We start from the raw sequence: 14,092 nt of genomic DNA, 5'->3' as shown, positions 1-14,092 counted from the left end.
TTCCTTCGTCTCTTCGTGAATGGAGATGGGGTTCAGGCGTGGGCGTGCAGCGGCTTGCCGGCGAGCGCGAGGTGCGCCTCGCCGAGGGCCTCGTTCTGGGTGGGATGGGCGTGCACGAGCGGGGCCACGTCCTCGGGGTACCCCTCCCAGCCGTAGATCAGCTGGGCCTCCCCGATGAGCTCGCCGACCCGGTCGCCGGCGAGGTGGATGCCGACGACGGGGCCGTCGGTGCGGCGTACGAGCTTCACGAAGCCCTGGGTCTTCAGGATCTGGCTCTTGCCGTTGCCGCCGAGATCGTAGGTGAGGGTCTCGATGGCGTCGGCGCCGTACGTCTCCGCAGCGACGGCCTCGGTGAGGCCGACGGAGGCCAGCTCGGGGTGGGAGTAGGTCACGCGGGGGATGCCGGCCTCGTCGATCGGCTGCGGCTCGAGCCCGGCGATGTCCTCGGCGACGAAGATGCCCTGGGCGAAGCCGCGCTGGGCCAGCTGGAGACCCGGGACGATGTCGCCCACTGCGTAGACGCCGTCGAGGTTGGTGCGGCAGCGCTCGTCGGCGAGCACGAAGCCGCGCTCCATCGCGACGCCCTGCTCGGCGTACCCGAGGCCGTCGGTGCTCGGGCCGCGGCCGACCGCGACGAGCAGCAGCTCGGCCTCGATGACGTCGCCACCCTCGACGCCCACCGCGACCCTGTCGGCGGTGGTCTTCACGCTCTCGAAGGGCGTGCCGGTGCGGACGACGATGCCGCGCTTGCGGAAGGCCCGCTCGAGCGCCTTCGACGAGTCGGCGTCCTCGGCCGCGACGAGCCGGGGGAGCGCCTCGACGATGGTGACCTCGGCGCCGAAGCTGCGCCACACGCTGGCGAACTCAGCACCGATCACACCCCCGCCGAGGACGACGACCGATGCGGGCACCCGGTCGAGCCGCAGCGCGTGCTCGGAGGTGATCACCCGCTCGCCGTCGATCTCGAGGCCGGGGAGGGAGCGAGAGTAGGAGCCGGAGGCGAGCACCAGGTGGCGCCCGGAGTACGTCGTGTCGCCCACCGTCACCTCGCGCGGCCCGGTCATCCGGCCCTCGCCCTCGATGACGGTGATGCCGCGGCTCTTGACGAGCCCGGCCAGCCCCTTGAACAGCCGGTTGACCACGCCGTCCTTGTAGGAGTTCACCGCCGCCACGTCGATGCCCTCGAACGTCGCCCGGACGCCGAACTGCGCGGCGTCGCGGGCGCTGTCGGCGACCTCCGCGGCGTGCAGCAGCGCCTTGGTGGGGATGCACCCGACGTGCAGGCAGGTGCCGCCGAGCGGCCCCTTCTCGACGAGGCCGACCCGGAGACCGAGCTGAGCGGCGCGCAACGCACAGGCGTAGCCGCCGGAGCCGGCGCCGAGGACGAGTACGTCGAAGCCGGTGGTGCCGGAGTCGCCGTTGTCGTCGGGGGTGGCCACCGTGGTCCTTCCGTGGGTCGTCGAGAGCGCCGCACCATCTTTGCACTTCCGCCCGGTGGAACCACACCGGGTCGCCGGCCGGATTCCTGCCGTCCCGAGCGCACACCTGGGTGGACCGGGCAGACTAGGGGCCATGGGTTGGATGGACCGCTTTCGTCGCGGCACGCGCATGAGTAGGCCGGCCGGCGACGGCTACCGCACCGGGTCGACGCAGGTGCGTGCCTCCGACAAGGTCGACGAGACCCACCTGCACCAGTGGGTGACCGACCGTCGTGGCGTCGAGGGGTTCGTCGAGCCGCGGACCGCGGTCAGCGACGTGACGCTGCTGCTCGTCGCCCACGACGGCGAGTGGACGCGCCGGCGGGTGCCGTCGGTGGCCTGGGCGCACAAGTTCTGCAACACCTACCAGGTGCCGTCGTACGACGCCGCGGTCGTCGGCATCCCGCAGCGGATGCGTGACTACAACCGCCGGCAGAAGCTCCAGCAGCGCCAGCAGGGTCTCTAGTCCTAGGAGCCGGCGCTCATCGCCCGGGCGTACTCCACCAGGGTCGTCACCGCGAAGCCGGTGCCGCCGGCGGTGACGTGACCGGTCGGGCCACCCGAGGCGAATGCGGGTCCCGCGATGTCGAGGTGGGCCCACGGCAGGCCGGCGGTGAACTCGCGCAGGAAGGCCGCCGCGAAGAGGCCGCCGCCCCAGCGGACCCAGTCGTGCTGAGCGAGGTCGGCGACCTTGCTGCTGTGGATGCGCTCGTCCATGCCCTCGGGGATCGGCATCGGCCACAGCTCCTCGCCGGCGCTGCGGCCGGCGGCGAGGACCTGCTCGACGACCTCGTCGGAGCCCATCACGCCGGCCACCTTGTCACCGAGCGCGACGACCATGTGGCCGGTGAGGGTGGCGACGTCCAGGATCACGTCGGGCTGGGACTCGGTCGCGCGCAGCAGCGCGTCGCCCAGGACCAGCCGACCCTCCGCGTCGGTGTTGAGCACCTCGACGGTGGTGCCGCCGTACATCGTCAGGACGTCGCCGGGTCGCACCGCGCCCCCGGAGACCATGTTCTCGGCCATCGGGACGAAGGTGCTGACCTTGATCGGCAGCCCGAGGGCGGCGATGGCGAACGTCGCCTGCACGACCGCAGCGGCGCCGGCCATGTCGGACTTCATCTCGTGCATGCTCGCGGCCGGCTTGATGGTCAGGCCGCCGGAGTCGAAGGTGATGCCCTTGCCGACCAGCGCGAGGTGCTGCTTGGCGCCGCGGGGCGCGTAGGTCAGCTCGACCAGGCGGGGCGGGGCAGCGGAGCCCTGGCCGACGCCGAGGATGCCACCGCAGCCGAGCTCGGCGAGCTCGTGCTCGTCGCGGACGGTGACCTTGACCTTGGGGGCGCCCCGGCCCTTCGACAACTCCTTGCCGGCGGCGACGACGGCGTCCGCGAAGGCCGGGGGAGTCAGGTCGCCGGGCGGGGTGTTCACCCAGTCGCGGGTGGCGGCCACGGCTCCGGCCACGAGCTGGGCCTGCTCGAAGGCGGCCCCGACCTCCTTGCGCCGGGCCGCCGGGCTGAGCACCACGACCTCCCCGGGCGTCTCCCGCTTCGCGTCCTTCTTGTACGCCGTGAAGGTGTAGCCGCCGAGGATCCAGCCCTCGGTCGCGGCCCGCACCAGCTCGGCGGTGTCGGCGGGCAGCGCGACGGCCACGGAGGCCGAGTTGGTGACGGCGCGGGCGGCCGCGCCGGCAGCCCGTCGTACGGCTGCGGGGGTGGGCTCCTTGCCGAGGCCGACCAGCACCAGCAGCGGGGTCGAGAGGACGCCGGAGGTGGGCACCTTCACGACCTCGCCCGGCTTGCCCGCGACCCCCAGCGTCGCGAGCAGCGGCCGGAGCTTGCGGCCGTAGGCCTTCGCGACGTCGTCGCCACCGGCCGCCAGCTCGACGCCCTTCGCGCCCTGGACGACACCGACGACCACCGCGTCCGCTCGGGTCTTGGCGGGGCTGGCGTTGCGCAGCGTGTACGAGGTCATCGACGCAGGATAGTCGGGACGCTGGGGTAGGTTCCGGGCCATGGTCGACCAGGCAGCCGATGACCCCGCTCTGATCCGCTCGCCACTGCACGAGCGGCACGTCGCGCTCGGTGCGAAGTTCGCCGAGTTCGGGGGCTGGACGATGCCGTTGGAGTACCCGACCGGGGTGGTCAAGGAGCACACGGCCGTGCGGGAGGGCGTCGGCGTCTTCGACGTGAGCCACCTGGGCAAGGCGACGGTGTCCGGGCCCGGGGCGGCGGCGTACGTCGACGCGACGCTGACCAACTCGCTGGCCAAGATCCGGCCGGGCAAGGCGCAGTACACCCTGTGCTGCGACGACGAGACCGGCGGGATCGTCGACGACCTGATCGTCTACTGGCACGACGACGAGCGGGTGCTGCTGGTCCCCAACGCCGCCAACACCGCCGAGGTGGTGCGCCGCCTGGAGTCCGCGGCTCCCGACGGCGTGAGCGTGACCGACGAGCACCGCGACCACGTGGTGCTCGCCGTCCAGGGCCGGTTCAGCGACGAGGTGCTGGCCGCGGTCGGGCTGCCCGTCGGGCACGAGTACATGTCGTTCGCCGAGACGCCGTTCGAGGGCGCCACGGTCGTGGTCTGCCGCACCGGCTACACCGGCGAGCGCGGCTACGAGCTGGTGGCTCCGGTCGCGGTCGCCGAGCCGCTGTGGGACGCGCTGATGGCGGCGGGCGAGCCGCACGGGATGGTGGCCTGCGGCCTCGGCGCGCGCGACACCCTGCGCACCGAGATGGGCTACCCGCTCCACGGTCAGGACATCTCCCTCGACGTCACCCCCAACGAGGCCCGCCTCGGCTGGGCGGTCGGGTGGAAGAAGGACGCGTTCTGGGGTCGCGACGTCCTCGTCGCCGAGAAGGCCGAGGGTCCGACGCGAGTGCTCCGCGGCCTGGTCGCCACCGGTCGCGGCATCCCGCGCCCGCACATGACGGTGTCGCTGACCGCCGACGTACTGCTCGGCGAGATCACCTCGGGGACGTTCTCGCCGACCCTGCGCAAGGGCGTGGGGCTGGCCCTGCTGCCGTCGTTCGTCGCCGAGGACGCCGAGGTCGGCGTCGACATCCGGGGACGCCGCGAGATCTTCCAGCTCACCAAGCCGCCGTTCGTCGACCCGTCCGTGCGAGAGGACTGACCACGTGAACCTCCCCGACCAGCCGCACACCTTCCGCCAGCCGACCCCCGCCGAGCACCCCTGGCGCTGGCGCCTCGAGAACGCCACCGGCGCCGAGGTCGTCGTCGAGGGGGAGCTCGCCGACCAGCGCTTCCCCAGCCAGGCCGACGCCGAGTCCTGGGTCGGCGAGACCTGGTCGGAGCTGGCCGGCGAGGGGGTCGACGCGGTGACACTCTTCGACCTCGACCGCCGGGTCTACGGCCCGATGTCACTGCACGCCTGACGGAGGCGGTCATGGAGCTGCCGGCGCCCGTCTCGCAGCTCCGGCCGCACGCCCTCGCCGGGACGTCCTGAGGCGGACGGGTGGCGGCGGACGACGACCTCGACACCTACGCCGCAGCGCGCGCGCCCGTGCTGCAGGAGGTCCTGCTGCGGCTGGACTGTCCGCGCTTCCTGGTGCCCGGCGTCGTGCGCGAGGCGATCGGACGCTGCCGCCGCGGTTGGGCGCGCTCGATCCGCGAGGACGACGTCGACGTCGTGTTCCTGGGGACCCTGCTCGCGACCTGGGAGGACCGGCGCCGCTCGACCGGGTGGCAGAGCCGGGTGGGCGAGGTCCTCACCGAGGTGGCGGGTCTCGACGAGTGGCAGGTCGCCGACGTGCTGGACGACCTGGTCACCCACCGCCGGCGCCGGCCCGCGACCCGCTTCCTGGCCGCCCTCCTGGTCGTGGTGCTCGTCGCGGCCGCAGCCGCCGTCGTGTGGACCGCGCGCGACGAGGACTCGTACGACGTCCTGCCGCCGGTGCCGGTCCAGCGGGCGCCGGCGCTCGTCGACGCGGTCTGGTACGCCAATGGGGTGCTGCGACTGCGCGACGTCGTGGTGGTGCTCGGTGCGGTGCGCGCGCTTGCCGCGGTGGGCGGTGGCGCCGTCTACGTGGCCGGGGACGGTGCGGTGGTCCAGGTCGACGACGCCGGCCGGCGCCTCCGGCTGGGGTGGGCGGATCCGCGGTCTCCGGTCGTCGCGTCGAGCGGCGGCCGGCTCGTCGCGTGGCGTGAGGAGGACGGCGGCCTGGTCCTCCACGACCTCGACGCCGGAGGCGAGGTCGGCCGGACGGCCGGGTCTGGGCTGGAGCCGGTGGCCATCGACGGGGGGAGGCTCTTCTTCACCGACAGGGCCGGCACCGCGGCCTTCTCGCCGGGCCGGGACCCGGTCCGGGTCTCGGGCCTGCCGCTGCTCGACATCCGGGCGGGCGCCCGGCTCTACCAGTCCGGCGACGGCAGGGTGCGGCTGCAGGGACCGGGTGGGCGGCCGTCGTACGTCGGCGACGGCCAGGGCGGGATGCTCTCGCCGGACGGGCGGTTCGCGCTGGTGGACTCGGTCGTGGGGCAGCCCGTCGTCCTCGACCTCCTCGGCGGTACCGCGGCGACGGGCCTGCGCCCGGGCGAGCGGGACGTCGCGGCGACGCTCGTGCGCGACGGACGGGTGGTGCTGGTCGTCGCGGTCCCCGAGCGGGCGGCCGACGACGAGGAGTTCGGGCGGCGCTCGGCCTCCGGCTCCTGGGAGCTGCGGACCTGCACGCTCGGCACCGGGGCCTGCGTCGTGGAGTCCCAGCTGTCGGCGGCGGGGGAGGTGCCGCTGTTCGCCCGGTGAGGACGCCGCTACGGTCGTCGGGTGCTGTCCTTCCGTCAGGTCGACGTCTTCTCCGCCGCCCCGCTGCTCGGCAATCCCGTCGCGGTCGTCCACGACGCCGACGGCCTCGACGACGAGACGATGGCGCGCTTCGCGCGCTGGACCAACCTGTCCGAGACCACCTTCCTGCTGACGCCCTCCACCCCGCGCGCGGACTACCGGCTGCGGATCTGGACGCCTGGAGGGGAGCTGCCCTTCGCCGGGCACCCGACTCTCGGCAGTGCGCACGCCTGGCTGGAGGCGGGCGGCGTGCCCGCCGGCGCCGACGTGGTCCAGGAGTGCGGGGCCGGGCTGGTGCGGCTGCGCCGTGACGACGCCGGACGGCTGTCCTTCCAGGCGCCGCCGCTGATCCGCTCCGGACCGGTCTCCTCCGACGACGTGGCCGGGATCTGCCGGGCGCTGCGGATCGAGGAGTCGGCGATCGTCGAGTCGACCTGGATCGACAACGGGCCGGGCTGGGTCGGCGTACTCCTCGCGGACGGGGAATCCGTGCTCGCGCTCGAGCCCGACTTCGCCGCGTTCGGTGATCTCAAGATCGGCGTCGTCGGCCCGTACGACGACGGGCCGCGGGCCGTCGAGGTGCGCGCGTTCTGCCCCGGCTACGGCATGCCGGAGGATCCGGTCACCGGGTCGCTCAACGCCGGGATCGGCCAGTGGCTGGCCGGTGGCCGGCTGCCCGCGTCGTACGTCGCGAGCCAGGGGACCGCGCTCGGCCGAGCCGGCCAGGTGCACGTGCGGCGCGAGGGGCAGGACGTCTGGGTCGGCGGCGACACCCGCACGACCATCGTCGGCTCCGTGGACGCTCTAGGCTGAGCACGTGCAGGCCTACCTCGACCTCGTCCGCCGGGTCCTCGACGAGGGCGTCGAGAAGGGCGACCGCACCGGCACCGGGACCCGCTCGGTCTTCGGTCACCAGCTCCGCTTCGACCTCCGTGAGGGCTTCCCGCTGGTCACCACCAAGAAGGTGCACACCCGCTCGGTCTTCGCCGAGCTGCTGTGGTTCCTTCGCGGCGACACGAACGTGAAGTGGCTGCAGGACCGTGGTGTGTCGATCTGGGACGAGTGGGCCGACGAGAACGGCGACCTCGGGCCGGTCTACGGCTACCAGTGGCGGTCCTGGCCGACCCCCGACGGGCGCCACGTCGACCAGATCGCCCAGGTCGTGGAGCAGCTCCGCTCGAACCCCGACTCGCGCCGCCACCTGGTCAGCGCCTGGAACGTCGCGGACATCCCCGACATGGCGCTCGCGCCCTGCCACACGATGTTCCAGTTCTACGTCGCGCCGCAGGAGTCCGGGCCGGGCCGGCTGTCGTGCCAGCTCTACCAGCGCTCGGCGGACGTGTTCCTCGGCGTGCCGTTCAACATCGCCTCCTACGCCCTGCTCACCCACATGGTCGCCCAGGTGACGGGTCTGGAGGTCGGAGACTTCGTGCACACCTTCGGCGACGCCCACCTCTACCTCAACCACCTCGACCAGGCCGCCCTGCAGCTCACCCGCGAGCCACGCCCGCTCCCGACGCTGCACCTCGACCCGTCGGTGACCGCGCTCGACGAGTTCGACCTCGAGCACATCAGCCTCGAGGGCTACGACCCGCACCCCGGGATCAAGGCCCCCATTGCCGTCTGAGGGCGGGCGCCGGATCGTGCTGGTCGCGGCCGTGGCCGCGAACGGCGTGATCGGCAACGGGCCCGACATCCCGTGGCGGCTACCCGGCGAGCAGCGGCTCTTCAAGGAGCTCACGCTCGGCCACACGCTGCTGATGGGCCGCACGACGTACGACTCGATCGGCCGGCCGCTGCCCGGTCGCACGACCATGGTGCTGACCCGCGACCCGGACTGGTCCGCCGAGGGCGTGCTGGTGGCCCACGACGTGGCCTCGGCGCTCGCGCTCGCCGACACGCTCCCGGGCGACGTGATGGTCGCCGGGGGAGCCCAGGTGTACGCCGCGCTGCTCGGTGCCGCGGACGAGCAGGTGCTCAGCGAGGTCGAGCTGGAGCCCGAGGGCGACGTCCTCTACCCGTCGTACGACCACACGGAGTGGGAGGAGACAGCGCGGGAGCACCACGAGGGGTATGACCGCGTGTTCCGCGTGCGGAGGCTCCTGGCAGGCTGAGGGCATGGAGCTGCGCATCTTCACCGAGCCCCAGCAGGGCGCGACGTACGACGACCTCCTCGCGGTCGCCCTCGAGGCCGAGAGGCTCGGGTTCGGGGCGTTCTTCCGCTCCGACCACTATCTCGGCATGGGCACCGAGGGGCTGCCCGGCCCGAGCGACGCGTGGATCACGCTCGCCGGGCTGGCGCGCGACACCTCGACGATCCGGCTCGGGACGATGATGACGAGCGCGACGTTCCGGCACCCGGGGCCGCTGGCGATCAGCGTCGCGAACGTCGACCAGATGAGCGGCGGCCGGGTCGAGCTCGGCATCGGCGCCGGCTGGTTCGAGGCCGAGCACACCAAGTACGGCATCCCGTTCCCGTCGACGGGGGAGCGTTTCGACCGGTTCGAGGAGCAGCTCGCGGTGATCACCGGGCTGTGGGCCACCTCGGGCGGCTTCGACTTCGCCGGCACGCACTACCAGCTGACCGACTCACCGGGCCTGCCGAAGCCGGTCCAGCCCAAGCCACCGGTCCTGATCGGCGGCCTCGGCAAGAAGCGGACCCCGGCCCTCGCCGCGGCGTACGCCGACGAGTTCAACCTGCCCTTCGTCGACGAGGCCACCACCGAGACGCAGTTCGCCCGCGTCCGCGCCGCCTGCGAGACGATCGACCGCGACCCGGCCACGATGACCTGGTCGAACGCGCTGGTGCTGTGCGTCGGCTCCGACGAGGCCGAGATCGCCCGTCGGGCGGCCGCGATCGGGCGCGAGCCCGACGAGCTGCGCGAGAACGGTCTCGCCGGCACCCCCCAGGAGGTCGTCGACAAGCTCGGTCGGTACGCCGCCCTCGGCGCGGAGCGGGCCTACCTGCAGGTCCTGGACCTCGCCGACCTGGATCACCTGCGGCTGGTCGCGGCGGAGGTTGCTCCGCACGTCTGAGTCAGCCGGGCAGCGTCGCCAGCAGCACCCACACGTGGCCGAAGGGATCGCGCAGGATCGAGCTGCGCAGGCCGTAGTCCATGTCCCGGGGAGCCTGGGCCTCGTCGGCGCCCGCGCCGACCGCCCGCGCATGCACGGCGTCGAGGTCGGAGACGAAAAGGTGGATCCCGACCGACGTGCCGCCGAGGGTCAGCGGGCTGTGGAAGCCGTCGTGAGCGTCGCTCAGCATGAAGACGGAACCTTCGACGTCCATCTCGGCGTGGACGATCGGTCCCCCGTCGTCCGGGATCCGGAACAGCTCCTGGGCACCGAGCGCGCGTTCGTAGAAGCCGATCGCCTCGGAGGCGCCGTCGAGTAAGAGATGGGGGACTGTCGAGCGCAGGTACTGCTCGGGGATGGTGGTCATCCGCCCACGCTAGGAATTCATCCTTGGTTGAAGTCAAGGCGTGCCTGTGGCCCTGACGGTCGGTGCCGGTCAGGGCGGAGGCTTCGGGTCGGTCAGGTGAGCTCGGTGGTGCCCGTGTGGTCGCGTTTGATGAGCAGACCGTTGGGCGATTGCCACACGAAAGTGGTCTCGTCGAGCTTGTCGTACCGCCATCTCGTGTGGGTTTTCGCGCGGTGGTGCCGGCGGCAGAGCGGGGCGATGTTGCAGTCGCAGGTCGGTCCGCCGCGGGCGGCGGGGTCGATGTGGTCGCAGTCGCAGCGTCGGGCCGGCTTGCGGCACCACGGGAACACGCAGCTGTGTTGGAGCAGGACCTGGCGTTCGCGGAGCCGGTCCGGGGTCTCGTAGGCATCGACGTGGACGTGATCGGCCAGGTCGATGACCGGCTTCACGACCACCTGGGTGTCGCCGTTCGCGCACCACGTCTTCACCTGCTCGGCGGAGACGAAGGAGCGGGTCTCCTCGACCCGGGCCAGGTGCAGCTCGTTCCCGGCCCCGGCGAGGGCTGCCTCGGAGAGATGCACGTGCAGCAGCACCTGCCGGGGCCGCTTCCGCCGCGGGTCGTCCGCGGCGGGCTCCCCGGTGTTGAGTTCCAGGGACAGCTGGCGGCGGGCGAGGTCGCCGACGGCGATCGAGCGGCGGATGTCGACCGGCACGTCGAGGCCGAGCTGGCCGAGTTCGCGGGCGCGGCGGGCGACGGCGTCTTCGAGGTCGAGGGCGTCGGCCAGGTCCAGGGTGCCGTGCACGTCGACGGTGCCGTCGAAGGAGACCTGCTGGCGGTCGATGTCGAAGTGCCGCTTCTCGAAGGCCGCCTCCCGCCGGGCTCTAGCTTCGGCGGGGTCGTACGTGACCCGGGCTTCCTCGACGGTGCGGTCGAGCTGGGCGATCGAGACCTTGTGGGCCACCGCGTGCAGGTGCGCGTCGACGTACGCGGCACCCTCCATGGGGAGGTCGTTGGTGGCTTTGGCGATCCGGCGGGCCTTCCACACCGGCAGGTCGAGGGCCTGGACCCGGCCGTAGAGGTTCGGCAACCGGTGCGCCAGCTCGACCGCATCGCCGAGGTGGATCCGCCCGGCATCGGTCGACAGACCGAGGGCGGCAGCGAACTCCAACACCGAGAACTCGCTAATCAACGGGGCGCCCTCCCCGGCGATCGCGACCGGCTCCTGACTGCCCGGAACCAGGCTCGCGGCCTCATCGAGGGACTCGGTCGAGTGCATCGCCGCCCAGGCCACCGCGGACGCCAACAAGTCGGCCTCCGCCCGGGCCGCGACGGTGCGGCGGGCGCGCACGAACGCAAGCAACGCAGCTGCGTCATCGCAGTCGAGCAGCTCCCCGTTGGCCATACCAGTATTGTAGTGAAGCCCACCGACAGACCAGGGTGTTCATCCACAGCGGTGACCACGACGGTCGACCCGAAGCAACCGTGAGCCGACCAGCAACCGCGACCAGGTGCGACGAGTGCTGCGAACGACGAGCCCCTTATTTCATTGAAAGTCTTCGAACCAGCCTGGTGCCGAACGCAGACCGCAACCCACCGCCCCTACGCGATGCCGTACCTCGGCTCACCGGGTTTCGACACGGTCGCGAGCGCGACCTGCTCAACCACCGGGAGTCGGGCGGCGCCTCAAGAAGCGTCACGGAGACGTCCACAGAGGCTGTCGAGGTGGGTGGATGCGGTGGTGGGGGAGGGGGGAGGGATAGCCTGACTCCCATGACGTCCGGCACCACTTCTGCGCCCGCGGCGCCGTTCGGCCACGTGCTGACGGCGATGGCCACCGCCTTCCACGACGACGGTTCCCTGGACCTCGACGGCACCGTGAAGGTCGCGCAGCACCTCGTGGCGCACGGCCACGACGGTCTGGTCGTGTCCGGCACCACGGGTGAGTCGCCGACGACGACCCCCGAGGAGGACGGCGACATCCTCGCGGCGGTCCGCGACGCGGTCGGCTCCGGCACCAAGATCGTGGCGGGCGTCGGCACCAACGACACCCGCACCTCGATCGCGCTGGCCCAGCAGGCCCGTAAGAACGGCGCCGACGGCGTGCTGCTCGTGACGCCGTACTACAACAAGCCCGGCCAGCGGGGCATCCTCGGCCACTTCCGCCAGGTGGTGGACGCGGCCGAGCTCCCCGTCATGTTGTACGACGTCCCGGGGCGCACCGGCTCGACGATCGCGCTGGAGACCTACGAGCAGGCGATCGCCTGGGACGAGATCGTCGCGGTCAAGGACGCCGTGGGCGACTTCGCGCGCGGGATCCGCATCCGCGAGCTCGGGTACGCCGTCTACTCCGGCGACGACGAGGCCAACCTCGCCTGGCTGGCACACGGCGCCGTCGGGTTCGTCAGCGTCGTCGGTCACGTCGCGGGCGACCAGCTCCGGGCCATGGCGGACTCCTACTGGGCCGGCGACCCTGCCGCCGCCCTCCAGATCTTCACGCGGCTGCTCCCCGCGATCGACGCCGTCATGGGCGTCGCCAACTACGGAGCGACTACTGCCAAGGCCGGTCTCCAGCTTCTCGGTGTGCTCGACAACCGCAACGTCCGCTCACCGCTGGTGGCGCTGGACGACGCTGAGGTCGCGGCGCTGCGAGCGGGGCTTGCGGCCGCCGACCTGCTGTAAAGGACCTTCATGAGTCACCCGCATCCTGAGCTCTCCGCGCCGCCCGCACTGCCGGAAGGAGGGCTCCGGGTCACCGCATTCGGCGGGCTCGGCGAGGTCGGCCGCAACATGACCGCCTTCGAGTACGACGGCCGCATCCTGATCGTCGACTGCGGCGTGCTCTTCCCCGAGGACCACCAGCCGGGCGTCGACCTGATCCTCCCGGACTGGAGCTCGATCCGGGACCGCCTCGACGACGTCGAGGCGCTGGTGCTCACCCACGGTCACGAGGACCACATCGGCGCTACGCCGTACCTCCTCCGCGAGCGTCAGGACATCCCGCTGGTCGGCTCCCGGCTCACCCTCGCGCTGCTCGACAGCAAGCTGCGTGAGCACCGGCTGCGCGAGACCGTGCACCACCAGGTCAAGGAGGGCGACCGGCTGACGTTCGGCCCCTTCGAGCTGGAGTTCATCGCGGTCAACCACTCCATCCCCGACGCGCTCGCGGTCGCGATCCGCACGGGTGCCGGCCTGGTGCTGCACACCGGTGACTTCAAGATGGACCAGCTGCCGCTGGACGGCCGGATCACCGACCTGCGCGCGTTCGCGCGGCTGGGGGACGAGGGCGTCGACCTCTTCCTGACCGACTCGACCAACGCCGAGACGCCGGGCTTCACCCCGTCGGAGAAGAAGATCACCCCGGTCATCGACCAGGTGTTCCGCGAGTCCAACCAACGCGTCATCGTGGCCTGCTTCGCCTCGCACGTGCACCGGGTCCAGCAGATCCTCGACGCCGCCGTCGCGCACCGACGCAAGGTCGCGTACGTCGGCCGCTCGATGGTCCGCAACATGGCCATCGCCCGCGACCTGGGCTACCTGAAGGTGCCCGAGGGTGTGCTGGTGGAGGCCAAGGAGCTGGCGACGCTGCCGCCCGAGCGGGTGGTGCTGATCTCGACCGGTTCGCAGGGCGAGCCGATGAGCGCGCTGAGCCGGATCGCCCAGCGCAACCACAACTTCGTGCACATCGAGGAGGGCGACACCGTCCTGCTCGCCTCGAGCCTGATCCCCGGCAACGAGAACGCCGTCTACCGCGTCATCAACGGCCTGGCCCGCTGGGGCGCGAAGGTGGTCCACAAGGGCAACGCGATGGTGCACGTCTCGGGCCACGCGAGCGCCGGCGAGCTGCTCTACTGCTACAACATCGTGCAGCCGCGCAACGTGCTGCCGGTGCACGGCGAGATCCGGCACCTGCTGGCCAACGCCGACCTGGCCCGGGCGACCGGCGTCGAGAACGTCGTGATCGCCGAGGACGGCGTGGTCGTCGACCTGGTGGACGGGATCGCGAAGATCGTCGGCAAGGTCGAGTGCGGCAACGTGTTCGTCGACGGGTCCTCGGTCGGCGACGTCACCGAGTCCGACCTCAAGGACCGTCGGATCCTGGGGGAGGAGGGCTTCATCTCGATCATCGTCGTGGTCGACTCCGTCAGCGGGAAGGTCGCCGCGGGCCCGGAGATCCACGCCCGCGGCAACGCGCTGGACGACGCGACGTTCGACGAGATCAAGCAGCCGATCATCGACGCGCTCGACCGGGCGATCGCGGAGGGCAACACCGACGCCTACCAGCTCCAGCAGACGGTGCGCCGGGTCGTGGGTCGCTGGGTGAACAGCGCCCACCGTCGTCGTCCGATGATCATCCCGGTCGTCATCGAAGCCTGATCGTGACGTAATCG

Annotated in this window: 14 protein-coding genes; 10 read left to right on the top strand and 4 right to left on the bottom strand. The window is 72.0% G+C overall.

Annotated features, from left to right (window positions below; translation table 11 throughout):
* Positions 1 to 32: 32 nt before the first annotated feature.
* Complete coding sequence (lpdA, locus tag MUB56_RS19730) at positions 33 to 1,439, bottom strand: dihydrolipoyl dehydrogenase (protein WP_244928715.1); 1,407 nt, start codon at positions 1,437 to 1,439, stop codon at positions 33 to 35.
* 169 nt (positions 1,440 to 1,608) lie between these two features.
* On the opposite strand from lpdA, the gene MUB56_RS19725 reads away from it, so the two are divergent.
* Positions 1,609 to 1,944 (top strand): hypothetical protein, encoded by a 336-nt coding sequence (locus MUB56_RS19725; protein WP_244928714.1) that lies wholly within the window; start codon positions 1,609 to 1,611, stop codon positions 1,942 to 1,944.
* A 2-nt stretch (positions 1,945 to 1,946) separates the two neighbouring features.
* Here the strand turns inward: MUB56_RS19725 and MUB56_RS19720 are convergent, their stop codons facing one another.
* Complete coding sequence (locus tag MUB56_RS19720) at positions 1,947 to 3,449, bottom strand: leucyl aminopeptidase (RefSeq protein ID WP_244928713.1); 1,503 nt, start codon at positions 3,447 to 3,449, stop codon at positions 1,947 to 1,949.
* A 40-nt stretch (positions 3,450 to 3,489) separates the two neighbouring features.
* Here MUB56_RS19720 and gcvT point away from each other — a divergent pair, with 40 nt between their 5' ends.
* The 7 genes from gcvT (at position 3,490) to MUB56_RS19685 (ending at position 9,318) form a co-directional block, all read left to right on the top strand.
* Complete coding sequence (gene gcvT, locus MUB56_RS19715) at positions 3,490 to 4,614, top strand: glycine cleavage system aminomethyltransferase GcvT (protein ID WP_244928712.1); 1,125 nt, start codon at positions 3,490 to 3,492, stop codon at positions 4,612 to 4,614.
* 4 nt (positions 4,615 to 4,618) lie between these two features.
* A complete protein-coding gene (locus MUB56_RS19710; RefSeq protein ID WP_244928711.1) occupies positions 4,619 to 4,876 on the top strand; it encodes a hypothetical protein in 258 nt (85 codons plus the stop codon).
* Between the two features lie 80 nt (positions 4,877 to 4,956).
* Entirely contained in the window at positions 4,957 to 6,243 is a 1,287-nt protein-coding gene (locus MUB56_RS19705; protein ID WP_244928710.1) for a hypothetical protein, read from the top strand.
* 21 nt (positions 6,244 to 6,264) lie between these two features.
* Complete coding sequence (locus MUB56_RS19700) at positions 6,265 to 7,095, top strand: PhzF family phenazine biosynthesis protein (protein WP_244928709.1); 831 nt, start codon at positions 6,265 to 6,267, stop codon at positions 7,093 to 7,095.
* A 4-nt stretch (positions 7,096 to 7,099) separates the two neighbouring features.
* Positions 7,100 to 7,909, top strand: coding sequence for a thymidylate synthase (locus MUB56_RS19695; RefSeq protein ID WP_244928708.1), 810 nt, complete (start codon positions 7,100 to 7,102; stop codon positions 7,907 to 7,909).
* Positions 7,899 to 8,396 carry a dihydrofolate reductase gene (locus MUB56_RS19690; protein ID WP_244928707.1) on the top strand — a complete coding sequence of 166 codons (498 nt, stop codon included), beginning with the start codon at positions 7,899 to 7,901 and terminating at the stop codon, positions 8,394 to 8,396. The genes MUB56_RS19695 and MUB56_RS19690 overlap by 11 nt, the downstream gene beginning before the upstream one ends.
* A gap of 4 nt (positions 8,397 to 8,400) precedes the next feature.
* The gene (locus tag MUB56_RS19685) at positions 8,401 to 9,318 is read left to right on the top strand and encodes an LLM class F420-dependent oxidoreductase (protein ID WP_244928706.1); all 918 of its coding nucleotides are present in this window, start codon (positions 8,401 to 8,403) and stop codon (positions 9,316 to 9,318) included.
* A 1-nt stretch (position 9,319) separates the two neighbouring features.
* Here MUB56_RS19685 and MUB56_RS19680 read toward each other — a convergent pair whose 3' ends face one another.
* Both MUB56_RS19680 and MUB56_RS19675 read right to left on the bottom strand, forming a co-directional pair.
* Positions 9,320 to 9,724 carry a VOC family protein gene (locus MUB56_RS19680; RefSeq protein WP_244928705.1) on the bottom strand — a complete coding sequence of 135 codons (405 nt, stop codon included), beginning with the start codon at positions 9,722 to 9,724 and terminating at the stop codon, positions 9,320 to 9,322.
* Between the two features lie 92 nt (positions 9,725 to 9,816).
* Entirely contained in the window at positions 9,817 to 11,106 is a 1,290-nt protein-coding gene (locus tag MUB56_RS19675; RefSeq protein WP_244928704.1) for an HNH endonuclease signature motif containing protein, read from the bottom strand.
* 368 nt (positions 11,107 to 11,474) lie between these two features.
* Here MUB56_RS19675 and dapA point away from each other — a divergent pair, with 368 nt between their 5' ends.
* On the top strand, positions 11,475 to 12,383 hold the full coding sequence (dapA, locus tag MUB56_RS19670; protein WP_244928703.1) for a 4-hydroxy-tetrahydrodipicolinate synthase: 909 nt from the start codon (positions 11,475 to 11,477) through the stop codon (positions 12,381 to 12,383).
* 9 nt (positions 12,384 to 12,392) lie between these two features.
* Complete coding sequence (locus tag MUB56_RS19665; RefSeq protein WP_244928702.1) at positions 12,393 to 14,078, top strand: ribonuclease J; 1,686 nt, start codon at positions 12,393 to 12,395, stop codon at positions 14,076 to 14,078.
* Positions 14,079 to 14,092 lie beyond the last annotated feature (14 nt).

Origin of the sequence: Nocardioides sp. W7 (assembly GCF_022919075.1) — a bacterium.
GTDB lineage: Bacteria > Actinomycetota > Actinomycetes > Propionibacteriales > Nocardioidaceae > Nocardioides.
The sequence above is the reverse complement of the archived record's forward strand: the minus strand, read 5'-3'. Positions and strand labels throughout refer to the sequence as shown.